The sequence below is a fragment of the Ruegeria arenilitoris genome (genome assembly GCF_013030985.1).
Taxonomy (GTDB): Bacteria; Pseudomonadota; Alphaproteobacteria; order Rhodobacterales; family Rhodobacteraceae; genus Ruegeria; species Ruegeria arenilitoris_B.
Genome location: NZ_WPYP01000003.1, coordinates 18235 through 42365, shown reverse-complemented (window position 1 = coordinate 42365; position 24131 = coordinate 18235). Strand labels below are relative to the sequence as shown.

Below are 24131 nucleotides of genomic sequence, written 5' to 3'. Positions count from 1 at the left end.
CATGCCAAACCGCCGACATTTTCTGGCCGGACTGGCCGCAAGCAGCCTGACCCCACTGCGCGGCTGGGCCTCGGTCGGCGCACCGGATTATCTGGCGGCGGCGTTGTTTCCGGACGGCAGCTACCGTCTGGCCGGGCTGGATACGGGCGGCGATATCCTATTCTCACTCCCCCTGCCCGCGCGCGGCCATGCGGCTGCAGCTCATCCCGTCAACGCGCAGGCAGTGGCCTTCGCCCGCCGCCCCGGCACTTTCGCTTTGGTCATTGATTGCGCCACAGGCACCGAGCGCACCCGGCTGACCGCCCCCCAAGGCCGCCATTTCTTTGGTCATGGTGTATTCTCACCCGATGGCACACGGCTTTTCACCACCGAGAACGACTATGAGGCCGGAGAGGGTGTAATCGGTATCTGGGACGCTGCCGACTATCGACGCTTGGGCGAATTTCCATCAGGCGGCGTTGGCCCCCATGACATGCGGCTGATGCCCGACGGGCAGACATTGGTCATCGCCAATGGCGGCATCGAAACGCACCCTGACATGGGCCGCACCAAACTGAACCTGCCGACCATGCAACCGCGCCTGTCCTATCTGGACCTGAACGGTACGGTCGTGGAACAGGTGGAACTGCCGCAGGCCCTGCACAAGAATTCGATCCGGCATCTGGCCGTGCGCCAGGACGGGCTGGTGGCGTTTGCGATGCAATGGCAGGGGGACAAGGCGCAACATCCGCCGCTACTGGGCCTGCACCGTCGCGGCGAGGCACCGCGTCTGCTGTCGGCCCCTGACGCCGAGCAAAGCACGTTGCAAGGCTATGCCGGCAGCATCGCCTTTTCCGGCGACGGAGAGGCCGTTGCCATCACCTGTCCCCGTGGCAATGCCCTGCACCGGTTCGACGTGGAAAGCGGCCTGTTAACCGGTGCATTCCCGCTGGAGGACGTCTGCGGCTTGGGTTCCGGGCCCACAGGTTTTGTCTTCACCACCGGCACCGGTATCGTCGGCGAACTGACCTCCGAGGTCCAAATTTCCGCCCGCCCGGACTGCCAATGGGACAATCATCTGATCCCAATTCGCCCGGCCGCATAAATTCGGCAAAACCCGTCACATAGATTACACTTGGACGAATCAAGCTGCTGCCGTATTGGCGGGCGCTAAACTGGCACCCCTACGTTAAGGACCGACTTGATTGAAACAGACGCCCGACGCACCGCATTCCATCTACGGGGTTGAAAAATGGGGCAAAGGCCTCATCGAGGTGACGGAGGATGGCGAGATCGGTCTGCGCAATCCCATGGCACCCGAGGCGGCGCCGATCAGCCTGCCCGGTATCCTGCACGACCTGGACGAACGCGGCATCAAGGCGCCGATGCTTTTGCGCATCAGCTCGTATCTGGAAAACGAGATCGCCCATATCAACGAGAGCTTTCGTGATGCCATCGCCCGAACCGGGTACAAGGGCACCTATCGCGGCGTGTTTCCGATCAAGGTGAACCAGCAGGCGCAGGTGGTCGACCGGATCGTCGAGTTTGGCAAAAAATACCAATACGGGCTGGAAGCCGGATCCAAACCGGAACTGGTGATCGCCCTCGCCCATCGCCTGTCGCGCGAGGCCCTGATCGTCTGCAACGGCGTCAAGGATGCCGAGTTCATCCAACTGGCGATCCTCAGCCGCAAAATCGGTTTCAACACGGTCATCGTTCTGGAAAGCCCGAAAGAGGCAGACACGGTGATCGGGGTCTATAACGAGCTGGGCATCGAACCCTTACTGGGCGTGCGGGTCAAGCTGACCAACCAGATTAGCGGCAAGTGGGAAGAAAGTTCGGGCGACCGCTCGGCCTTTGGCATGAATACCGACCAACTGGTCGCGACGGTGGACAAGCTGAAAGATGCAGGCCTGCTGCATTGCCTGAAGCTTCAGCACTCGCATCTCGGATCGCAGGTACAGGACGTCAATGACGTGCGCCGCGCGGTGGGGGAGGCCTGCCGCTACTACACCGAACTGACCCGTGAAGGCGTACCGCTGACCCATCTGGACCTCGGCGGCGGTATGGGCGTGGACTATACGGGCGAGAAAAAGGCCGCCGAGAACTCGATCAACTACACGGTCGAGGAATATTGCGCCAACGTAGTGGAAACCGTGGCGTACGCGATGGACGAGGCCGAAGTCGGGCACCCGACGCTTGTCACCGAAAGCGGGCGCGCGGTGGTGGCCACATCCTCGATGCTGGTTTTCAATGTGTTGGAAAGCACGCTCTATGACGCGGCAACCGCCCCGGCTGTCAAGACCGACGATCACCATATCCTTTCGGACCTGGCGGCAGTGCAGGGATACCTGTCCTGCGACCGGCTGCAGGAATGCTGGAACGACGCCAACTTCTATCGCAACGAACTGCGCGCCCTGTTCCGCCGCGGCTATGTCGACCTGCGCCAGATGGCTCGGGGCGAACGCATCTATCTGTCCCTGATGGCCCGGATCAAGGCTTTGGCGGCCAGCGACGAGATGGAAACCGATGTGGACGACCAGCTTGAGAAGGTCGCCGATATCTATCACTGCAACTTTTCGCTGTTCCAATCCCTGCCCGACGTTTGGGCCATCGACCAGCTTCACCCGATCGTGCCGCTGCAAAACCTGAACCAGACGCCGGACCGCCGCGCGGTTCTGTCCGACATCACCTGTGACAGCGACGGCAAGATCGACCGCTTCATTCTGGCGGACGGTGTCTCACCCAGCTTGCCGGTGCATTCCCTGCCCGAGGACGACGAATACTACATGGGCGTCTTCTTCGTCGGTGCCTATCAGGAGACACTGGGCGATCTGCACAACCTGTTCGGCGACACCAACGTGGTCACCATCGACCTCCGGGCCGATGGCGGGTTCGACCTGCTGCACGAACAAGAGGGCGACACGATTTCCGAAGTTCTGTCCTATGTCGAGTTCGACCCGCAGGACTGCGTCGCCGCCTTCCGCAAAATGGTGGACGAGGCGATCTCGACCGGTACTCTGAAAGCCAAGGACCGCAAAACCCTGATGAGCGCCTATCGCGACTCGATCAACGGCTACACCTATTACGAATAACCCCCTGTGAGAGGAGATTACCCCCATGGGTACTTTGAGTGGCAAAACACTGGTTGTCGGCGCAGGCGGCGTATCGCACGCCGCCGTGCACAAGATGGCAATGAATTCGAACATCTTTACCGAGATCACTCTGGCCAGCCGGACCAAATCAAAATGCGACGCCATCGCCAAAGCGGTGCAAGAGCGTGTGGGCGTTGACATCGCGACCGCTGAACTTGACGCCTACAAGGTTGAAGACACGGTCAAGCTGATCAAGGAAACCGGGGCCGAGATCCTCGTGAACCTCGCCCTGCCCTATCAGGATCTGGTGCTGATGGATGCCTGCCTTGAGGCCGGTATCCACTACCTCGATACCGCGAATTATGAGCCTGAGGACGAGGCCAAGTTCGAGTACCACTGGCAATGGGCTTACCAGGAACGGTTCAAAGAGGCTGGTCTGACCGCCATCCTCGGCTCGGGCTTCGATCCGGGCGTTACATCCGTTTTCGCCAAATGGCTGAAGAAGCACAAACTGGACACGATCCGTCAGATCGACGTTCTGGACGCCAATGGCGGCTCGAACGATCAGGAGTTTGCTACCAACTTCAACCCCGAGATCAACCTGCGCGAAGTGCTGGCTGAAGTACGGCACTGGGAAAACGGCGCGTGGCAGCACAGCCCGGCCATGACCCATAAGGTCGAGTTCGACTTTCCCGCCATCGGCCCCAAAAACATGTACCTGATGTATCACGAGGAGCTGGAGTCGCTCTCGACCCACTTCCCCGAGATCGAGCGCGCGCGGTTCTGGATGACCTTCGGCGACGCCTACATCACCCACGCCAAGGTGCTGGAAAATGTCGGCATGACCCGCATTGACCCGGTGATGCATGACGGCAAGGAAATCATCCCGATCCAGTTCCTGAAAACCCTGCTGCCCGATCCCGGCGATCTGGGCGCGGAAACCAAGGGCAAGGCCTGCATTGGCGACATCGCCACGGGTCAGGCCAAGGACGGCTCGGGCGAGAAGACCTATTACATCTACAACATCTGTGACCACGAGGAATGCTACGCCGAGGTCGGCAGCCAGGCGGTCAGCTACACCACCGGCGTCCCCGCCATGATCGGCGCGGCGCAGGTGCTGAAAGGCAACTGGACCGAGCCGGGCGTGTGGAATATGGAACAGCTCGACCCGGATGACTTCATGGACATGCTGAACGAACACGGCCTGCCCTGGCAAGTGCATGAGCTCGACGGCCCGGTCGATTTCTGATCCTTCGGGGCGGTCAGCGCGACCGCCCTACTTCATCTGGCCCCAAATACCTCGGGGGTCCGGGGGCAGAGCCCCCGGCCTCTCCACTCGACGGAGACGCCGATTATGGCAGATATGATGACCACACAGGCCGGGGATGCCGGAGCCTTCCGCAATTTCGACCTCAGCCGCGTGCCCACCCCCTGCTTCGTGGTCGATGAAAAGGCCGTCGAACGCAACCTGACGATTCTCGCCGATATCGGCACCCGATCCGGCGCGCATGTGCTGAGTGCGCTCAAGGCGTTTTCCATGTTCTCGCTGGCCCCGCTGGTCCGCCAGCACCTCGGCGGCACCTGCGCAAGCGGTATCTACGAGGCGCGTCTGGGCCGTGAGGAATACGGCGGCGAGGTCGCAACCTTCTGCGCCGGGTACAAAGACGCCGACATGGATGAAATTCTGTCGCTGTCCGACCACATCATCTTCAACTCTCCGGCACAAAAGGACCGGTTCCTTGCCAAAGCCCAAACCGCGAATGTTCAGGTGGGCCTGCGCATCAACCCGGAGCATTCCGAGGGCGAGGTGCCCAAATACGACCCCTGCGCGCCCTGCTCGCGTCTGGGCACGCCGGTCAGCCAACTGACCGCCGAGACCCTGACCGGAGTTGATGGTCTGCACATGCACACGCTGTGCGAACAGGGGTTCGAGCCGCTGCAGCGCACGTGGAAGGCCGTCGAACCAAAACTCAAACCTTTCCTCGCACAGCTGAAATGGCTGAACTTCGGTGGCGGTCACCACATCACCCGTGATGATTATGACCGCGAGGGTCTGGTGGCGTTCATCAAGAACATCCGAGAGACATACGGCCTCGACGTTTATCTCGAACCCGGCGAGGCTGTGGCACTGGATGCGGGCATTCTGGTCGGCGAAATCCTCGACCTGCCAACCAACGGCATGAACCTCGCGATCACCGATATCTCGGCCACCTGCCATATGCCCGATGTGATCGAAGCCCCCTATCGCCCCGCCCTGATGGACGAGGCCGAGGCGGGCCATACCTACCGTCTGGGCGGGCCGTCCTGTCTGGCCGGTGACGTGATCGGGGACTACACATGGGACACACCGCTGGAGATCGGCCAGCGCTTTGCCTTCCTCGATCAGGCGCATTATTCCATGGTCAAGACCAACACGTTCAACGGCGTTCCCCTGCCCACCATCGCCCTGTGGAACAGCGAAACGGACGAGCTGAAAATCATCAAACAGTTCGGCTATGACGACTTTAAGGACAGACTCTCATGAGCATTTTCCTCGACAGTGAACTCACCGCGTCAGAGCGTACCGAAGACGCCCGGTTCCGCGTGATCCCGGTGCCGCTGGAGCGCACCGTGTCTTACGGCTCGGGCACGGCCAAAGGCCCCGAAGCCATCATCAAGGCGAGCAACGAGTTGGAACGCATCACCGGCCATGCCGAGCCCTGCGTCGAAGGCATCTTCACCGAAGAACCCGTGGATTGTGACGCGGCACTGTCCGAGATCATGGAGCGCCTCGCCCAGCGCACCGAGGCCGCCATCCGCGCGGGCAAAGTGCCGGTGACATTGGGCGGAGAGCATTCGCTCAGCTACGGAGCGGTCATGGGTGTGGCCCGTGCTCTGAACCAGCCGATCGGCATCGTTCAGATCGACGCCCACGCCGACCTGCGCGATGCCTATCAGGGTGAAAAACACTCTCACGCTTCGGTCATGCACCTGCTGGCCGAGGAAGGTGTCCATTTGGCGCAATTCGGCGTCCGCGCCTTTTCCTCCGAAGAGGCCAAAAGCCGTCTGAAGAACCACGTCTTCCATGTGGATGCCGAGGAACTGGTCACCGGCAACATCCACGCCGTCGACCTGCCCGAGGATTTCCCCGCGCTGGTCTATGTCAGTTTTGATGTTGACGGGTTGGACCCGGCCATCATGCCCGCCACCGGGACACCGGTTCCCGGCGGCCTGGGCTATTATCAGGCTTTGCGGCTGGTGGAACATTGCCTCAAGGGCCGCAGATGCGTCGGCTTCGACGTGGTTGAACTGGCCCCGAACGGCAATGCTGCGTGGGACTTTACCGCAGCTCAGATCGTCTATCGCTTGATGGCGGCCTGTTAATCCTCGGCGGTCTCGTTGAGTTCCATGTGCCCCTCGCCCTTGTTCAGGATGCGGCGCAGCATGGGCTCGAAGAACTCAAGCGGTTTGGTCGGGTAGTCCGGGTCAAAGGCTTTCTGATCGTATTCATGGCAGAAATAGCGGCAGTCCTCCCAATAGGGGCTGTCGCGATACTTGTCGCGCGCATTGCGGTCCCCGCCCAGGTGGTGGTTGTAGTAATAGCCCTGAAACACGCAGTGGTGCTTGAGAATCCAATAGGTCTTCTCGCTGACATAGGGCTTCATCATCGCCGCTGACAACTCACCATGGTTATAGGGCGACAGGATATCGCCGGTGTCATGGATCAGGGCGGCAACAACCAGTTCTTCATCCGCACCATCCTCATAAGCACGCGTCGCGGCCTGCAGGCTGTGCTGATACCGGTTGATCGGATAGGGCGTCCACTCCTCGTCCAATGACCGGATCGCGTCCAGAATCCGATCCGGCAGGGCAGCGTTGAAGCTCTCTTCATACTCCATGACGGCGTCCCAGTCGGCTTTTGTGGCCTCTTCAAAACTGGTCCAGGTGGGCTTGTGGCTTTTGTCCAGCATGGCGCGTTCCTTTGGCTGTTCTGCTGGCGTCAGATTAGCCCGGATCGTATGCTCAAAAAAATGAATTGATTTTATCGCTACGATGAAAAAATACTTTCAACATGCAACTCAAGGCAATCGAGACCTTTCTGTGCGTGGCCGAGACCGGCGGCTTTCACGCCGCCGCCCGCAAGTTGAACGTGACCCAGACGGCTGTCAGTGCCCGCATTCGACTGATAGAAGAGGAAACCGGCAAGCCGTTGTTCACGCGCGGCGCCGGTGGGACAAGTCTAACCGATTTCGGACGGCAGTTCCGGCCCTATGCCGAGCAGATGTTGTCGCTGTGGTCCTTTGCCTCACACGACCTGCCCGCGCAAACGCAGAACCGCATCGCCCTGCGCCTTGGCGCGCAGCTGAGCATCTGGGACCCGTTGCTGGTTGATCTGGCCGTGCGGTTCGAAAAGCGCCTGGGGCATCTGCTGCTGACGCTGAACTATGACCACGACCTGAACATGGTTGATGCGGTCGCGACCCATGTTCTGGACGCGGCACTGACGCATGAACAGCCATCCGACCCGCGCGTACAGGTGCACGAGCTGAACCCCGAGCGCCTGTTGTTGGTTGAAACCCAGGCCACGGATGACCCGGTTTTCATCAATCTTGAACTGGGTGAGGTTTATCAGGATCACGTGCGCTCGGCGGCGCGGCAGGCGACGGGGCAGACTGTTTTTCTTGGCAATTGCCTGATGGCTTTGCGCTATGTCCTGCGGCGGGGCGGAACGGGGTATTTCCCGGAATATGTCATCAGGGATCACCTGTCCGCGGGTGAGTTGATCCCGGTGGCCGGTGCCATCGATCTGATACTGCCCCTGTTTCTGGTAACCCGTCGTGACAGCACCACGACCGAGGACATCCTGTCATGCCTGACCGATCTGCGCGCGACAGGCTAGGCCTGAGACAGTACTCCCGGCGCGTCCCTATGCCGTCGGCGTATCAATGGCCGCCCTGCCACCAGTAGAAACAGGCACGAGATGGCGATGCCGATGACCGCCGGCAGGTAAAGCAGGCCCCACAGCTTCGGATCATCAATCACAACAGGGGATACAAAACCGCGCACGCCTTCCAGCAGGACCAGAATGGTAAAGGCACCCAGGATCTGGGGCCAAAGCCCAAAGCGCGAGAAACTGCCCAGCATCAGGGTCGCGTATCCGGCCATGGCAACAGCGATACAAATGGCAATCCAGGAAAACCGCTGGTGCAGCTCGTCGACCAGCACGCCTTCGGTAAACCCTTCTGCGGCGCTGATGGTTTCGCGGTCCTGTAAAAGCTCGATTGTCGAAATGGCCTCAATGCTGCGCTTGGCCATACTGTTGGTATTGGTCAACTCGGAAATGTCGTACGAGGCATCCTCGAACAGGGTCGAGGACAAGGTCAGTCCCTGCTGGTTCAGACGCAGTGCAATCCCGTCCAGCATCACAAGGTGGATGCCGGTGTCGTTGTTGACCAGATAAGCCGTTTTGGACGAATAGCTGACCGGGTTCAGCGGGTCGCGCCTGTCCGAAACGAAGACCTCGGACAGGGTACCATCCAGATCAATCTCACCGATATAGACCGTGACACCGTAGGCCGGGTGCAAAAACTCGCCCTCGTTCAGCAGTTGCGCGGTGACGTCGCCCGCAACCTCGGCCTGACGCTGTTCAAGCTGCTCGACCGAAGCCGGGCGCAGAAAGACACTGATGACGGCCATCATCAGCCCCGCCACCAGACCAAACACAAAGACGGCCCGGGCCAGACGCCACGGGCTTGAGCCGGTGGCCAACATCACTGTCATCTCGCTTTCGCGGCTGAGGCGGTTGGTGGCATAAACGGCGGCCGCGAACACCGCCATCGGCATCACTGTCCGGATCAGTGTCGGCAGGGTGAGGGCGGTGAATTCCAGAAACACCATGGCCGATTGCCCGCCACTGATCACGCGGTCGAACAGGCTGACGGATCGGGTGATCCAGAACACGCCGACCAGAACCAGAGTGAAAAAGCCGAACAGAATCAGCAATTGCCGCAGGAAGTATCCATCAAAGCGCGACATGTATCCTCATCCGCCTGTTCGTAATGGACGGGACCTTATGCCATTCCGGTGGCAGAGGAAACCGGGATTGGCCGGATCGCGCCCACCGGAACAGCGACCTGCCGCAGGGCTTGGCAGCTTTCCTAACGGCAGCTTTCAAGGCCGGGAGTTTTGCAGAGACGGCGGTTCGTGTCAGAATTCAGGGATTATACAAAAATGGAGTTCATGACATGGCACTGTTTTTTTCCCGCCGCACTTACAATTCGAAAAAGAAAAAGTTCACCCTGAAACCCGCGGCAAAAACAAGATACGTCAACATCACCAAGAAAACTGCCGATGGCAGCATTCGCAAGGGCAGCATCGTCAAAAAGGCAAAATGGCTGGACCTTGTGCGCCAACAGGGCGGAGACACGGCGGTTCTGATCTATGTTCATGGCTTCAACACCAGCCAAAAGGACATGTTGGATCGTTTGGAGAAAATAGAAACCGGCGTCCGGTCCAACGGGTACAAAGGCGCGGTCATTGCGTTTGACTGGCCCAGCGATGGATCGCTCCACACCTATGACCGGGACCGGGCCGATGCCAAAGCGGTCGCACGCTATTTCGTAGGTGAAGGTATTCTGCCGCTGTTGGGGATGTCTCCCAGGCCCAAGCTCCACGTGATTGCGCACTCGATGGGCGCGTTGGTCGTGCTGCGGGCTTTTTCCGATTTCGGTGATTCCGCCGGACCGGGCAAAAAGGTCTGGTCTGCAGATCAGGTCATGTTCGCTTCGGGCGATGCCGAGGCAGCCTGGCTGGAAAAAGGGGCATGGGGGGATCTTGTTCTGAAAAAACGCAGCAAGCGTTTCACCAATTACTACAGCGGTATGGACAAGGTTCTGGCGATTTCCAGCGGGATCGTGAACGCCGGACGGCCGCGTGTTGGCCGCGCGGGAATGCCCAAGCTGACGTCGAAGGGTCATTGGGACATCTTTTGCGATCATCAATACAAGCGCGATGTCCCCAAAGGAAAACGCAACAGGACCACATCCCATCGGTGGTGGTTCGACAGCAAGGTTTTCTACAAGGACCTTGCCCAGACAATCGACGGTCAGGACGCGAAAACGATGCCGACCCGGCATTACTCAACCGTCGGGGATCAGGTACTGCTGGCCTGACGAACTAGCCGGGCCACCCTTTGCGTGAATGCTGGCTGAGTTTGGGCGCTTCACCACGCCGAAGCAGGGCCGGTTCACACAGCACAGATAACGCTTGCCCCTGCAGACACCGTTAAATTCACAGGAATGGGAGGAATGGCAGGGGCAGCAGGGTTCGAACCCGCGACCTACGGTTTTGGAGACCGTCGCTCTACCAACTGAGCTATACCCCTAACGTGCGCCTCAGATATGCCAGCCGCGCGGCGGACTCAAGAGGCTTTTTCAGATTCCGCGCGACTAATGCATCCGACAAACAAGTTGCGCGCGGCGTTGAGTTCTATAAGACACGGTTTGGTCAGTACGAGGGACCCCAGCCGTGAATATCCGCAAAAAGATCGCCGACAGCGAAGCCGTCCTGAATTGGGCCGCTCGACGGATTGCGAGCTATATCCGGATGGTCAATCGCAACACGTCATGGCAGCGCATCGGGTATGAAGAGCTGGACCAGCTGGCCGAACAGGGCGAACCGGTCATCGTTGTCCTGTGGCATCAACGGCTGGCGCAGTCGCCGTATTTCTTCCCGCTGGACAAGGCGCAGATTTGCTCGATCACCTCCTCTGCCCGGGCGGGCAGCATGGTGGGTCGGGTGCAGAAACTGTTCGGAATGGACACAATTGCGATGGCCAGCCAGAAACGCCATGTCGCGCTGTCCCGCGAGGTTCTGGGCAAGATGAAACAGGGGATTTCCATCGGCATTGCCGCTGACGGTCCTCGCGGGCCGGAACGGGTGTTGTCCACCGTTCCTCTGGTCTGGGCGCGCACCTCGGGCAAGCGGGTGTTCGGAATCACGTTTTCCGCCAAGCACGGTCGCGAGGCGGGCACATGGGATCGCCTGCTGATGCCACGCCCCTGGCGCAACGAAGGCGTGTTTTTGTGCCGCGAATGGACCGAAACCGTGCCACGCAAGGCCTCGGAAGAGCAGATCGAAGCCCTGCGCCAAAGCCTTGAGCAGCACATGAACGACATCACCGCCGAAGCCGACCGCATGGTCGGCCGCGAACCGTGGTCGCCAGCGGCTTAACCGCCCCTCAGACGCTGCATCAGGTAAACCTCGCTGCCTTCGGGAATCGGTTCGGTTAACCCGCTGGCAATGACGCGCCCATCGATGGCGATGGATACACCCGCATCTACTGGCCCCTGAAGCTGCGGGTGCAGCCTTACCAGTTCCCGCAACAGCTCGCCGGTGGTTTTGGCCTCTACCGCCACCACCTCGCGACCCCCGGTCAAAGACCGGAGGCCGGACCAGAGGTGGACCTCAACCATTGTCCTTGAGCGCCGCCAAAATGCGCGGCGGCGACATCGGCAGTTGCTTCATGCGAACGCCCGCTGCGTGGGACACTGCATTGGCGATGGCCGCGAGCGGCGGCACGATGCCGGTTTCCCCCACGCCGCGCACACCGAACGGATGGCCCGGATTGGGCACTTCGACGATCACCGTGTCGATCATCGGCAGGTCACTGGCAACCGGGATGCGGTAGTCGAGGAAGATCGAGTTCTGCAGACGACCATCCTCGCCGTAGATGTATTCCTCGTTCAGCGCCCAGCCGATACCTTGCGCGGCGCCGCCCTGATACTGGCCCTCGACATAGGTCGGGTGGATGGCCTTACCTGCGTCCTGAATGACCGTGTAACGGGTGACGCTGGTCTTGCCGGTTTCCGGGTCAACCTCGGCATCGACGATATGGGTGCCAAAGGACACGCCCGCCCCTTCGGGGGTGGCTTCGAAATGGCCCGAGATCGGACCACCGGTCGAACCCATATGAGCGGTAATATCCGCCAGCGGGCGCGGGTCGAAGTCCCCTGCATTTGGGCCCGAAGGCACGGCACAGCCGTTTTCCCATTTCACTGCGTCAGTTGGAATGCCCCAGCTGGCCGCCGCGCGTTCGCACAGTTTCTCGACCGCGTGTTTTGCCGCCTTGATGGTCGCCAGACCGCTGGCATAGGTCACGCGCGAGCCGTGGCTGACGTCATTGTAGCCCAGCGTTGCGGTGTCTGCGATGGTGACGCGGATGTTCTCATAGGGAATACCCAGAACTTCGGCCGCCATCAGCGCCATCGACGCGCGGGAACCGCCGATATCCGGCGTGCCAACCATCAACTGGGCCGAGCCGTCCTCGGACAGGGCCAGCGAAACGCTGGTCTCGCCGCCGTGGTTGAACCAGAAGCCACAGGAAACCCCACGTCCTTGCCCCGGTTTCAACGGGGCCGTGTAATGCGGATGCGCCTTGGCAGCCTCAAGCGTTTCGACAAGACCGATACGTTCGTACCGCGGACCATAGCTGGCCTTGGTGCCTTCGTGTGCGGCGTTCTTAAGGCGGACATCGATGGGGTCCAGACCCAGCTTCTTACACATTTCGTCGATGACCGACTCAACGGCAAAGGCCCCCATCGGCGCGCCGGGCGCGCGGTAGGCGGCCTGTTTCGGGCGGTTGGCCATGACGTCATAGCCGATCTGTTTGACATTGGTCAGGTTGTACGCCGCGAAAGCACACATAGCAGTCATATCGCCCGGAGCCCCCGGAAACGCACCGCCTTGCAGGCGGAATTCGCCGCGCGCCGCGGTGATCGTGCCGTCCTTCTTCATGCCGATCTTGATGCCCATCGAGGCCGAGGCGGTCGGGCCGGTCGCCCGGAACACTTCGGACCGGGTCATGACCAGCTTGACAGGACGGTTGGCCTTGCGGCTGAGCGCCAACGCGACGGGCTCGATGAAAACAGTTGTCTTACCGCCGAAGCCGCCACCAATCTCGGACGCCGTCACCCGCAGTTGCGAGGTTTCGATCCCCAACAAGGCCGCACAGGTCTTTTGCGCGATCCAATGGCCTTGGGTGGTGCACCACAGCTCACCCTTGCCGTCATTGCCCAGCATCCCCAGACAGGCGTGCGGTTCAATATAGCCCTGGTGGGTCGCCTCGGTGACAAAGCTGTCTTCCATCACCAGATCAGCCTCGGCAAAACCGGCCTCGACGTCACCGTGACCGCTTTCGTGATAGCGGACGACGTTCGGGTGCATCCCTTCGGGCACGGAATAGTCCGCAGCACCTTCGCGGATCACGGGTGCGTCGGGTGCCATCGCCTTGTCCACGTCGGTGACGTGGGGCAGAACCTCGTATTCAACCTCGATCAGCTTGAGCGCATCGCGCGCCGCCAAGGCCGACGTGGCCGCAACGGCTGCCACCGCGTGCCCGTCATACAAGGCCTTTTCCCCCGCCATGACGTTTTCCAGCACGTTCCAGAACTCACCTGCCAGACCGGGTTTGAACGGCACTTCGGCAAAATCCGCACGTGTCACAACAGCTTTGACGTCCTTATGCGCCTCAGCCTTCGAGGTGTCGATCTTCACAATCCGCGCATGGGCGTGGGGCGAGCGCAGGATGGCTCCGTGCAGCATCCCCGGTGCATAGGCGTCGGCCCCGAACTTGGCGCGGCCCGTGACTTTGTCCAACCCGTCGGGGCGATCCGGGCGCGTGCCAACAAAGGTAAATTCAGATTTGCGATCGTCGAGTGCCATTACGAAGCCTCCCGCAATTCTTCGGCCGTTTCCATCACAGCGCGAATGATCTTGTCATAACCGGTGCAGCGGCAGAGGTTTCCTGCCAGCCAGTACCGGGTTTCCTCTTCGGTCGGGTTGGGGTTTTTCTCCAGCAGGGACTTGGCCGCCACCAGAATGCCCGGGGTGCAGATCCCGCATTGCAGGGCAGCATGTTCGATGAACTTCTTCTGCAGCGGGTGTAGGACGTCACCATCCGCAATACCCTCGACGGTTTCGATTGACTTACCGTCTGCCTCAACGCCCAGCATCAGGCAGGAACAGACCAGACGGCCATCAACCGTGACCGAGCACGCGCCACAATCGCCAGTGCCGCAGCCCTCTTTCGCGCCGGTCAGGTTCAGCTTGTCGCGCAGACAGTCCAACAGGGTTTCGCGCGGGTCGCAGAGGTATTCGACCGCGTCCCCGTTCACTGTTGTGGATACGTGGAACTTGCTCATGCTTGCTCTCCCTTCGCACGGGCATAGGCGATCTTCGCGGCGCGCTTTGCCAGAACGCCGGAGACCTCGGTGCGGAACGCGATGGTGCCGCGTTTGTCGTCAATCGGGTTGCAGGCGGCTGAAGCGGCCGCGGCCAATGCGTCCAACGCCGCGTCGTCCAGCGCGGTGCCGATGATGGCCTTGGCGCAATCTTCAACCAGCAGCACGGTCGGCGCGACAGCACCCAACGACACGCGTGCCTCGGTGATAATTTCGCCATCCAAACGCAGGTTTACACCAACGCCGACCACGGCAATGTCCATCTCGGTGCGGGGGATAAAGCGCAGATAAGCGTCGCCGCCATTCTCACCCCGCGCAGGGATGTGGATCGCCGAGATCAGCTCCCCCTTGGCCAGAGACGTTCTGCCGGGACCGGTTGGGATATTCTCAACCGCCACTTCTCGGTCGCCATCGGGGCCGGTCACGGTGACGGTCACGCCCGCCGCAACCATCGCAGGCACCGAATCCGCCGCCGGAGAGCCATTGCAAAGGTTCCCCGTCAGCGTCGCGCGCCCTTGCACCTGAGTCGAGCCGATCAGGTCCATCGCCTCAACCACTCCCGGCCAGTCGCGGCCAAGCTCGGGGTGCTCGCTCATCTCGGCCCCGGTGGCGGCGACGCCCAGCGTCCAGCTGCCATCGGCGTTGCTGTCAATGTCGCGCACGCCGCCAATTTTCTTGATGTCGATCAGCGTATCGGGCGTCACCAGTTCCGAGCGCAGCTGCACCAGCACATCAGTGCCGCCTGCCAGAAACCGTGTAATGCCCGTCGCATTTGCGGCCAGAGCCGACGCCTCGGCAAAGCTGGCGGGGCTGTGATAATCCATGAAATACCTCGCACCTGTTGATCAGGATTCACTGGGTTCGCTGGGGACGTTAGTGCAGCAGCCCCCCGGCGTCCATGGCAGGAGCGACCAATTTTATCACTACCGGATGTCGTTTCCGGACCTTAAGTCAGAGGTCAAGCTCGATCACGCCATCGGGTTGCGCCGCCCGGCTTTGGCACAGGATGATAGCGCTCTCGCGTTGTTTGTTGGACAGAACGAAATCGCGATGCTCGATGTCGCCGGAAACCACGCCGCATTTGCAGACCCCGCAAATGCCATCGGCGCATTTCACATCCACGTGAATTCCGGCCTCGTTCAACACCTGCGCGGCATCTTTTTCGGCTGGAACCGTCAGCTCGCGCCCCGACTGCACCAGCTTCAGGGTGAACGGGTGGTTTTCATAATCCGGCTGTTCGGGAACCGAGAAGTACTCAAGATGCCGCGCATCCTCGGGGAAACCCTGCCGTTCCGCCGCCTGCATGACGCCGTCCATATAGCGGTCCGGGCCACAGGTATAGACATGCCAGCCGTCCTGATAATCGGACAGGATCGAGTCCAGATCAGCGCGCGTCCCTTCGTCCGAGAAATGGTAATGCACGTGTTCCGCCCATGGCATCGCAGCCAGATCACCCAGATACCCCGCCCCGGCACGGGTGCTGGCGGAATAGTGCAGCTCGAACGGTTTGCCCAAGGCGTGCAGACGGTGGGCAAAAGCGATCATCGGGGTGATGCCGATGCCGCCCCCCATCAGGAAGGTTTTGGTCGCCGCTTCCTCCAGCTCGAAATGGTTGATCGGTTTCGAGATGAAGACCTTGCGCCCCTCGTTGAAGATACGATGCAAAAGGGCCGAGCCACCGCGGCCTTCGTCCTCGCGCAGTACGCCGATCTGATAGGTCGCCCGGTCCGAGGGGTCACCGGACATGGAATATTGCCGCAGGAATTCCGGTGCGACCAGCACATCCAGATGCGCGCCCGCGGTCCATTCCGGCAGCGGCGCACCGTTAAGCGCCGAGAACTCGTACTTGGTCACATCCGCCGTCATTTTTTCGACCTTGGTTAGTTCCACCCGCATCACCGGCGCGTCACCGGCGATGGTATAGCGGTGGACCACCGAAAGATCGCCCGCGGCCTTACGGGCCTTGTATTCCTCTGCCGTGACCATCGCCTCATAGGCAGCGATCCCGGCCTCGCGATCCATGGCAAAGGGATAGGGCCACGGGTGCGGCGCCAGATAGGCGGGGTAAACGGCCAGCGTCTGATCCTCGTATTTCAGATCCAGATCGGTTTGCAGATCGCGCCGGTTCAGCGGGTGTTCAGTCGGGCGATAAGCGCCATCCGGCTGCAATTCGATATCCCACCACCATTTCTTGACGTCGTTCAGGCCACCATTGCCGGCGGCATCATCGAGGCGTGCCAATGCAGGCGCAGCTTGGGGAATGTTCATCGCCGCCCAACGGAAGGGGCGTTCCTTGAAGATACCTTCGAGGTTCCACGGGCACGTCTTCATGCACCGCCCGCACATGGCCCCGCCCGGCGTGGTCACCCGGTAGGTGGCACATTTCTGGCTGTCGGATTTCCAGATTTCATAGCCGTTGAACATAAGCTTCGGCCCGGCGGTGATCGCCCCCGAAGGACATTCGCGCGCGCATTTGTTGCAGCTTTCACAGAAGGTCTGCAGACCGAAATCAATCGGTTTGTCGTGAACCATCGGCATATCCGTCGTCACAGCACCGGACTTCAGGCGTGGCCCGAGATAGGGGTTCAGAATGACCTCGCCGATCCGGCTGACTTCGCCCAGCCCGGACAGCAGCAGCAAAGGCGGCTGCAGCACCTCGCCATCCATCACCGTGTGCGCCTTGGCCTTGTAGCCCAGGTTGCGGATCTGCTGCGCAATCACGCCCCCCAGCAGGGAAAAACGCAAGTAAGCGCGCATCGACTGGGCAACGCTGATCCAATCATCGCCGCTGGCGCCCTCCATCGTTTCATAGCCCTGATCGATGATCATGCTGACGGCCTGATCGTGGGGCGGAGTGATCTCCTCGCCGGTCGCGTCATGGGAATACCACGCCCAGTCCGGGCACCGGCTGAGGCCCACTGCATCGATGCCAAGGAAATAGGTCGCCGCCTTGATATTGGCGGCATTGCGGGCGGCATCAGTCGGTGGCGCGGCCTTTGCGCTTTCGCCATCCTGCAACAAAACAAACGCGCCCAACGCGCGGCGCTGAGCGAAACTCGGCGCGGCCTTGCGCACATAGTACCCGCCCTTCGCTGCATCCTGCAGATGCTTACCCATGTCCCCGAACTGCGCCCGCGCGAACATGTCGGCGCGTTTGGGCACACGGGCAACGTTTTCCTCATCGATATAGGTGGTTGGCGTCTCAACTCGTTTGAGGTTCTCGAACGGATGCGCCCCGTCCACGTAACGCCGCTTGGCATAAGGGTCACGGTTCAGCGCGTTCTTGGCGAACCCCGCGCCCAACCACCACGCGGGCCCTTGAGTGCGGAACCACGGTTGCTGCGCCATCGGCTGCAGAGGCTGGTCGTGGGCAATCTGCATCTCAGTAGTCACGGCGGCCAGACCGAACCGCTTGCCCAGCCAAGGGGCCACGACATCGCCGCCCTCGACCGACACCAGACCCGCCGCCACCGCCAGCCTGCCCAGATCAACCTCGGATGACAGTGCCGTATGCGCCCGCGCGTCGAAACCTAACAGGCGGATATAGTTGGCAATGACCACCGCGTTCTCGGTCGCCAACAGACAGGCCCGGTGATCCTGCGCGTCGACGATCCACTCTGCGCCGGGTTCCTCGGGATCAGGGTCGCGGTTGTATTCATACAGAAAGACGATGGCATGGCGGTGCGTATCCATCGGCTTGGGTGCGGCCTCCATGCTTTCCTTCAGGTCGGCCATGATCAGGTCGATTCCCGAGGCCAGCGTCTTGGTCTGCCGCGTTTTCAGCGCATGAGCCAGGCGGTCGATATCGGGGTTGCGGCGGGGCTCGGGCAGCATCGCTTCGGGTGGTATCGGGCCACAACCCATCATCGAAGCATCGTTGAAATAGCCAAAAGCCTTCAGATGGTTGGCGCGCTCGGCCGGGTCGGATGGGATCTCCGAAGTTACCGGATTCACGAACCCGTCGCGGATCGTGTCCATCATCGCCTGAAATTCGCCCATTGCGTTGACGATGCTTTTGGGTTGATCCGGGCGATGAAAGCTGAGCGCTCGCATCGGCTTCACCGCAGACACGTCAGGCATGGATGCCTGCCGCGCCAACCGTTCCAGCGGGAACTTACCCATATGAACCGGTCGGTTCTTGTCCGAGAAAAAGCGGATTCCCATCGCGTGCCTCCTGATGATAACTGTCACCTAATGCGCGGTGGACTGCAAATCCATTCATGACTAGTCATAGATGGTATGAGCAAAACTGATTTCACCGATCTGGACGGTAAGGTCCTGCGCACCTTCCTGATTATCCTCGAGGAAAGTTCGGTCTCGAAAGCGGCTGACCGTCTGGGTGTGACGCAATCGGCGATCAGCCACACGCTGGCCAAGCTGAGGCAGGTGTTGGGTGACCCGCTGTTCGTGCGCTCGGGTCAGGGCCTGATGCCGACCGAGCGTGCCCTCTCCCTGAAAGAGCCGGTTCAACAGGTGCTGGACGGAATGCGCGCGCTGACCGATGATCGCCCGTTCGACCCTCTGGCTGAAGAGATCAGCGTCCAAATCGCCACCAACGACATGCCGCGCGAGTTGGTCTTTCCGCCGTTGCTGCGTACCCTGCGAACCGAGGGCGTCAGGCTGCGGCTGGGGTTCATACCGTCGGGCGTCCCTGACCCGGATCTGCTGCGCAGTGACCGGTGTCAGTTGATGCTGACCCCGCTGCCCCCCGATGGGCCGGATATCTTTCAAAAACGTATTCTGATCAGCCCGTTAATGATCTTCTACGACGCCACGCGGCGCACTCCTCCGGACAGTTGGCAGAGCTATTGCGAAACTGAACATGTCGAGGTGCGTTTTGCGGATGGCCGCAGCTCTCGTGCTGTGATGCGTGGGGTGGATCAGAGCCAGATCAGGCCACCAACCGTGACCCTACCTCATTTCAATGCCATCCCATCCTTCGTGAAGGGCAGCGACCTGATTTCGACCGACACATTGCTGATGAAGCAGGGGCCTTTGGCGACGCTGGATATTGCGCCGTTGCCGTTCGAATGTGAGCCGGTCTCGATCTACATGGTCTGGCACCAGCGCTCGACCAACGATCCGGCCCATCGCTGGCTCCGCAACCGGATCGAGGCCGTTGCGGCAGCGCTGCAGGGCTAAGTCACCGTGATCAGAACCGCGCCTTGACGAAATGGGTCAGCACCGCACCGGTTTCGAAATAGGCGCGGCGCAGGCCCGTCCAGACCTCGTGGTATTGCGGAACCGCCGGGACGGGCAGCAGCGATGGATCGTCCTGCAGCAGGCTTTCCGCCGCAAGCCGGCCAAAAACGGTGCCCGGCCCGATGCCGCGCCCGGAATACCCATGAACTGACAGGGCATTGGGGCCGATCTGCGTGATCTTGGGAATATGGTCCGAAGTCATTGCGATCCGCCCGTGCCATCCCTCGATCAGCGGCTGGTCGGCCAGTTGCGGGAAAAGCTCGGCCAGTTTGCGTCTGATCCAGGCGGTATGAGCGGCACGGCCCGCCTGCGACAGATCACCCATGGCACCAATGATCATGCGCCCCTCGGCGTCCATCCGGAACGAGGTCATGATCAGGCCGGTATCCCAACACCCCTCTCCGCCCGGGAGGATACTGGCGCGCAGATTGTCTGACAGCGGAGCGGTTGCGAACTGGAAATAATAAACCGGCACATAGGCCGGAGCCGTCTTCTGCAGCCCCTGATGATAGGCGTTTGTGGCCTGGATCACCGATTTCGCACGCACCGTCCCCTGATCGGTTATCAGCGTCCAAACGTCGTCGTTGTGCTGCATGGACTGAACTGGGTTTTGGGTCGCGATACGCGCTCCGGCCTCGGCAGCGGCGCGAGCAAGACCCTGGACATAGCTCAGCGGCTGGATCGTGCCCGCGCGGGGATCAAACAGAGCACCCAGAAATGCGGCGCTGCCGGTGCGCCGCGCTGTCTGGTGCGCAGATACCAAATCAACCGGCGCACCCGTTGCAGACAGTTGCGCGTGTCGGGCCTGCAGGTCTCGCAGTCCCTTGGTGGAATGCGCGCAGTGCAGAGTCCCGTTCCGCACCGGTTCGCAGTTGATTTCATGCTTTTCGATCAGATCAAACACATCGCCGGGCGCAGCGGCCAGCAGGTCAATCAGACGATCGCCGGCCTCGCCCCCAAGATGCTGGCGAATATCGTCGGGCGGCAGCCACAACCCGGCATTCGCAAGCCCAACATTGCGGCCGGAACCGCCATGACCGATCTCCTGCGCCTCCAACAGGCAGACCGACGCCCCGGCCTGAGCCGCTGTCAGCGCGGCGGAACAGCCTGTATAGCCGCCACCGATCACCGCCAGATCAACGGTCAGATCCCCGATTAGGGGAGAGCTTTCGACATGCTCCTGACAGGTCTTCAGCCAGAGGGACTTATCATGGTCGCTCACGCGGGGCTCCTTGAATTTGCGCGGATCATCGGGGCTGGATCAGCCGGTTGCAAGCGCCCTTTGATCGTCGCGGCCCATGGCGATCAGGAAGGGTTGGGCGTCCTGCCGTGCCTGGAACGCCGCCTTGTCGGACATGCCGCGCCAGTCGGCCAGAACCAGCGATTGCGCCACGGCTCCGCCCAGAGTCGCACCGGGGCCCGTCACGATGAACAGGTCGGGTGCAAACTCGTGCGCGGCGGTCTGGATTGCGCGGGAAAAGTCATAAGCCTCGGTCACCTGATGGCCCAGCGTATAATCCCACAGCGCTTGCGTGTCCGTGGCACCCGGCCACCAGATTTTACCGCGCCCGTCGATCAGAGGACGTTCTGGCTGGCCAAACATTTCAGCACCTAGCCGGGCCCGCCCTTCGGCCGCAACGGGGGCCTGCAACGCGGTGTGAAAGGCCGCGTGGTTGGGAAGCCGCATCGGGAATCGGTCCTGAATTGTGGGGTGCGCAGCCTCAAACGCCTTGAGGCCCGGCTCATTCCCCGCCAGAACCAGCATCCCGCCCAGATCAATGGAAAGCGCCAGATCGCACCCGTCGGACGCGTTGATCCGCGCCACGTCGGCCAGCAACTCAGCCTTGCGGGCGGCATCGTTTTCCCAGTTCTCCCCCGCGAACGGATAGACCAGCTGGCCACCGATCAGCTGGTCCTGCATCAACGTGCCCATGGTGTTCACCACACGGAACCCGTCCTGCGGCGACAGGGCGCCACCTGCAGCCAGGGCGATGTACCACCCCATCGAATTGCCGGTGACGGCGACGACCTCAATATCCTCTTCCAAAGCCTGCGCATCCGCCAGCGAGGCCGCATAGATCAGGGGTGAGGCCACATCTCCGCGGGAATACTTGCTGACCGTAAACCGGCTTGCGCCGTCCAGCGCGGTAACGGCCTCCTGCCCTGCCTCGGCGCGGATAGCGTCGAAGCTTAGGAACAGGTCCATCCGCTGCGCGTGATGGCGGTGCAGATAGCCCAGTTCGGGTTTGTTATAGGTGCCCCGCCCGGGGCAGATGACGACAGCGGTGCGGGTCATGCGCGGCCTCCGGTCAGTGCCAACGCGGCGGCGACAATGCCGTTTTTCGACGGCAACGGAGCGGCATAGGCCGGGCCGGTGGCAATAAAGCAATCCTCGGCCACAACGCGGGCGGATGGAGTATCGGGGCTTTCCTCGGTGAAGAACGTCATCAGCGCCTCGGACTGGCTGCCGGTGCGGCGGCATTCGTCCACCACCAGAACATGCGCACAGGGTTTGGTGGCCTCGCGCAGGGCCTCAACCGGCAGAGGCGCGAGCCAGCGCATATCAATGATCCGGGTCTTCACGCCGGCCGCCTCCAGTTCAGGCAAGGCCTGTTTCGACAGATAGTGCCCGTTGCCGTAGGTCACGATAGCCAGATCGGTGCCGTCCCCATGCACGCCAACCTCGCCCAGCGCAATGCGCTGATCGGGCGAGGGATAGGTGGTCATCCACCCGCCATCCTGCGCCTCATGCAGATCTCGCATCGGATAGAGCGCAATCGGCTCCAGAAACACCACCACCCGCTGCTCTTCCCGCGCCAACCGCACGCATTCACGCAGCATCTGCGCCGCGTCCGCGCCGGTAGAGGGGCAGGCAATGATCACACCCGGAATATCCCGCAGCACGGCCAGAGAGTTGTCGTTGTGGAAATGCCCGCCGAACCCTTTCTGATAGCCCAGCCCGGCAATCCGCAGCACCATCGGGTTGGTGAACTGACCATTCGAGAAAAACGGCAGCGTCGCGGCCTCGCCCCGAATCTGATCCTCGGCGTTGTGCAAATAGGCAAGGAACTGAATCTCGGGGATCGGAATGAACCCGTTATGCCCCATGCCGATGGCTAGCCCCAGGATGGATTGTTCATCCAGCAGCGTGTCGATCACCCGGTCCGGACCGAACCGTTGCTGCAATTTCTGCGTCACACCATAGACGCCCCCCTTGCGGCCCACGTCTTCACCCATGCAGACGATCTCACCATGTTCCAGCATCAGATCGGTCAGCGCCCAGTTGATCAGACGGCTCATGGGCTGAGGGTCTTTCATCGCGCGCATATCGCCACCAAAGGCTTTGGCCCGGGCCTCGGTGCTGGAGCCATTGGTGGGCTTGCAGGAACGTTTCGGCGGGATCAGGCTGGCCATCACCTCGGTTGCATTGGCCAGATGCGGGCGCGTGGCCGCCTCGGCCGCGACCCGATCCGTGCGGGCGCAGGTGTCTTCATAAATTTTCAGCGCGTCGGCAGGGGACAGTGCACCAGCTTGGTCGAGTAAACGTACAGAGTGCAGCAAAGGGTCGTTGGCCTCGTCCGCCTCGACCTCGGACTTCGACAGGTAGGTGGTCGGCACATCCGCCCCGGCATGGCCATAAAGTCGCACGGTTTTCAGGTGCAGGAAGGCGGGCTTTCGTCGGGTGCGCACATAATCGGCGGCCCGCTGCGCCACGGCGTATGTTTCATAGATGTCCAACCCGTTGGCCTGGAAGTACTTGATCCCGGGGCGATGTTCCATCGACGCCTGTATCCAGCCCTTCGGCGTTTTCACCGAAATCCCGATCCCGTTATCCTCGCACACGAACAACAGCGGCAGCGGCGTGGATTGCACGCTGGTCCATCCGGCAGTGTTGATCGCGCCTTGCGCCGTCGAATGGTTGGCCGAAGCGTCCCCGAATGAACACATCGCAATCCCATCCTCGGGCAACTCCCGATGCTCGGGGGCGTGCCGCCGGGCCGCGCCCAAGCTATAGGCCGCGCCGACCGCCTTGGGCAGATGGCTGGCAATGGTCGAGGTTTGCGGCGGGATCATCAGCGCCTTGGAGCCCAGAACTTTGTGCCGCCCGCCTGAGGTTGGGTCCTCTTTCGAACAGGCAAAGCTGAGAAGCATGTCCCAGGCGATCTGCTGACCCGGCACCTGCTCGGCCCGGGCGATTTGAAACGCCGCATCACGATAGTGCAGGAACGCGATGTCGGTTGGGCGCAGGGCATGGGCCACAGCCGTCATCCCCTCGTGACCGGATGAGCCGATCGTATAGAACCCCTGTCCCGCCTTCTGCATCGCGCGACTGGTGCGATCCAGCGCCCGGCTCAGAACCTGAGAGCGGAATAGCGACACCGCGTCACTGTTGCTGAGACCCGGCCGCGGGGCCGCACCATCGGGAAAGTCACCTTTCGCGACCCGGGTCAGGAAATTTTCGTGAACGATCTGAGCGCGATCCATGGCCTGTTCCCCGGTCTTCCAAATCTTCTGGTGGGCGATTTCATCATGGATAGCACGCAGGTTCTGGGCCGGTCATCCAAAAGAAAAGCCTGTATGTGTATCGGGCTGGCGCGCGGCAAATGCCAGTGATATTCCATCCGAAAGGTATGAG

20 protein-coding genes and 1 tRNA gene are annotated in these 24131 nt (G+C 61.2%); 10 read left to right on the top strand and 11 right to left on the bottom strand.

The genetic code is table 11. The features are described from left to right. Position 1: 1 nt before the first annotated feature. The 5 genes from GOX88_RS08055 (at position 2) to speB (ending at position 6437) form a co-directional block, all read left to right on the top strand. A complete protein-coding gene (locus GOX88_RS08055) occupies positions 2-1084 on the top strand; it encodes a DUF1513 domain-containing protein (protein ID WP_170400670.1) in 1083 nt (360 codons plus the stop codon). Positions 1085-1184: 100 nt separating this feature from the next. Beyond that, entirely contained in the window at positions 1185-3074 is a 1890-nt protein-coding gene (gene speA, locus GOX88_RS08050) for a biosynthetic arginine decarboxylase (protein WP_170400669.1), read from the top strand. A gap of 25 nt (positions 3075-3099) precedes the next feature. Further along, the gene (locus GOX88_RS08045; RefSeq protein ID WP_170400668.1) at positions 3100-4323 is read left to right on the top strand and encodes a saccharopine dehydrogenase family protein; all 1224 of its coding nucleotides are present in this window, start codon (positions 3100-3102) and stop codon (positions 4321-4323) included. 105 nt (positions 4324-4428) lie between these two features. Then, complete coding sequence (nspC, locus tag GOX88_RS08040) at positions 4429-5598, top strand: carboxynorspermidine decarboxylase (protein WP_170400667.1); 1170 nt, start codon at positions 4429-4431, stop codon at positions 5596-5598. Next, entirely contained in the window at positions 5595-6437 is an 843-nt protein-coding gene (speB, locus tag GOX88_RS08035; RefSeq protein ID WP_170400666.1) for an agmatinase, read from the top strand. The genes nspC and speB overlap by 4 nt, the downstream gene beginning before the upstream one ends. On the opposite strand, the gene GOX88_RS08030 is transcribed toward speB, so the two are convergent. Then, positions 6434-7024: an HD domain-containing protein gene (locus GOX88_RS08030; protein WP_170400665.1), complete on the bottom strand. Its 591-nt coding sequence runs from the start codon at positions 7022-7024 to the stop codon at positions 6434-6436. The genes speB and GOX88_RS08030 overlap by 4 nt on opposite strands. Positions 7025-7125: 101 nt before the next feature. On the opposite strand from GOX88_RS08030, the gene GOX88_RS08025 reads away from it, so the two are divergent. After that, positions 7126-7953, top strand: coding sequence for a LysR family transcriptional regulator (locus GOX88_RS08025; protein WP_170400664.1), 828 nt, complete (start codon positions 7126-7128; stop codon positions 7951-7953). Here GOX88_RS08025 and lptF read toward each other — a convergent pair. Then, the gene (lptF, locus tag GOX88_RS08020; protein WP_170400663.1) at positions 7950-9089 is read right to left on the bottom strand and encodes an LPS export ABC transporter permease LptF; all 1140 of its coding nucleotides are present in this window, start codon (positions 9087-9089) and stop codon (positions 7950-7952) included. The genes GOX88_RS08025 and lptF overlap by 4 nt on opposite strands. A gap of 209 nt (positions 9090-9298) precedes the next feature. Between lptF and GOX88_RS08015 the strand changes: the two genes are divergently transcribed. Further along, positions 9299-10225 carry an alpha/beta fold hydrolase gene (locus tag GOX88_RS08015; protein WP_170400662.1) on the top strand — a complete coding sequence of 309 codons (927 nt, stop codon included), beginning with the start codon at positions 9299-9301 and terminating at the stop codon, positions 10223-10225. Positions 10226-10361: 136 nt separating this feature from the next. Here the strand turns inward: GOX88_RS08015 and GOX88_RS08010 are convergent. Next, positions 10362-10437, bottom strand: a tRNA-Trp gene (locus tag GOX88_RS08010). 143 nt (positions 10438-10580) lie between these two features. On the opposite strand from GOX88_RS08010, the gene GOX88_RS08005 reads away from it, so the two are divergent. Continuing rightward, complete coding sequence (locus GOX88_RS08005; protein ID WP_170400661.1) at positions 10581-11285, top strand: lysophospholipid acyltransferase family protein; 705 nt, start codon at positions 10581-10583, stop codon at positions 11283-11285. On the opposite strand, the gene GOX88_RS08000 is transcribed toward GOX88_RS08005, so the two are convergent. From GOX88_RS08000 to GOX88_RS07980, 5 genes are all read right to left on the bottom strand, one after another. Further along, on the bottom strand, positions 11282-11527 hold the full coding sequence (locus GOX88_RS08000; protein WP_170400660.1) for a MoaD/ThiS family protein: 246 nt from the start codon (positions 11525-11527) through the stop codon (positions 11282-11284). The two genes, GOX88_RS08005 and GOX88_RS08000, sit on opposite strands and share 4 nt — an antisense overlap. After that, positions 11520-13775 carry a xanthine dehydrogenase family protein molybdopterin-binding subunit gene (locus GOX88_RS07995; RefSeq protein ID WP_170400659.1) on the bottom strand — a complete coding sequence of 752 codons (2256 nt, stop codon included), beginning with the start codon at positions 13773-13775 and terminating at the stop codon, positions 11520-11522. The genes GOX88_RS08000 and GOX88_RS07995 overlap by 8 nt, the downstream gene beginning before the upstream one ends. Further along, entirely contained in the window at positions 13775-14254 is a 480-nt protein-coding gene (locus GOX88_RS07990) for a (2Fe-2S)-binding protein (protein WP_170400658.1), read from the bottom strand. The genes GOX88_RS07995 and GOX88_RS07990 overlap by 1 nt, the downstream gene beginning before the upstream one ends. After that, positions 14251-15117: an FAD binding domain-containing protein gene (locus tag GOX88_RS07985; protein ID WP_170400657.1), complete on the bottom strand. Its 867-nt coding sequence runs from the start codon at positions 15115-15117 to the stop codon at positions 14251-14253. Before GOX88_RS07985 ends, GOX88_RS07990 begins: the two co-directional genes overlap by 4 nt. A gap of 127 nt (positions 15118-15244) precedes the next feature. After that, entirely contained in the window at positions 15245-18457 is a 3213-nt protein-coding gene (locus tag GOX88_RS07980) for a reductive dehalogenase (protein ID WP_170400656.1), read from the bottom strand. A gap of 75 nt (positions 18458-18532) precedes the next feature. On the opposite strand from GOX88_RS07980, the gene GOX88_RS07975 reads away from it, so the two are divergent. After that, entirely contained in the window at positions 18533-19435 is a 903-nt protein-coding gene (locus GOX88_RS07975) for a LysR family transcriptional regulator (protein ID WP_170400655.1), read from the top strand. A gap of 10 nt (positions 19436-19445) precedes the next feature. Here the strand turns inward: GOX88_RS07975 and GOX88_RS07970 are convergent, their stop codons facing one another. Genes GOX88_RS07970 through GOX88_RS07960 form a run of 3 tightly spaced genes read right to left on the bottom strand, consistent with a single transcriptional unit; the run spans position 19446 to position 23980 of the window. Then, a complete protein-coding gene (locus GOX88_RS07970) occupies positions 19446-20717 on the bottom strand; it encodes an NAD(P)/FAD-dependent oxidoreductase (RefSeq protein WP_170400654.1) in 1272 nt (423 codons plus the stop codon). Between the two features lie 39 nt (positions 20718-20756). Beyond that, complete coding sequence (locus tag GOX88_RS07965) at positions 20757-21791, bottom strand: ACP S-malonyltransferase (protein WP_170400653.1); 1035 nt, start codon at positions 21789-21791, stop codon at positions 20757-20759. Then, complete coding sequence (locus GOX88_RS07960) at positions 21788-23980, bottom strand: dehydrogenase E1 component subunit alpha/beta (RefSeq protein WP_170400652.1); 2193 nt, start codon at positions 23978-23980, stop codon at positions 21788-21790. Before GOX88_RS07960 ends, GOX88_RS07965 begins: the two co-directional genes overlap by 4 nt. Between GOX88_RS07960 and GOX88_RS07955 the strand changes: the two genes are divergently transcribed. Beyond that, on the top strand, positions 23957-24109 hold the full coding sequence (locus GOX88_RS07955; RefSeq protein ID WP_170400651.1) for a hypothetical protein: 153 nt from the start codon (positions 23957-23959) through the stop codon (positions 24107-24109). The genes GOX88_RS07960 and GOX88_RS07955 overlap by 24 nt on opposite strands. Positions 24110-24131: the final 22 nt, after the last annotated feature.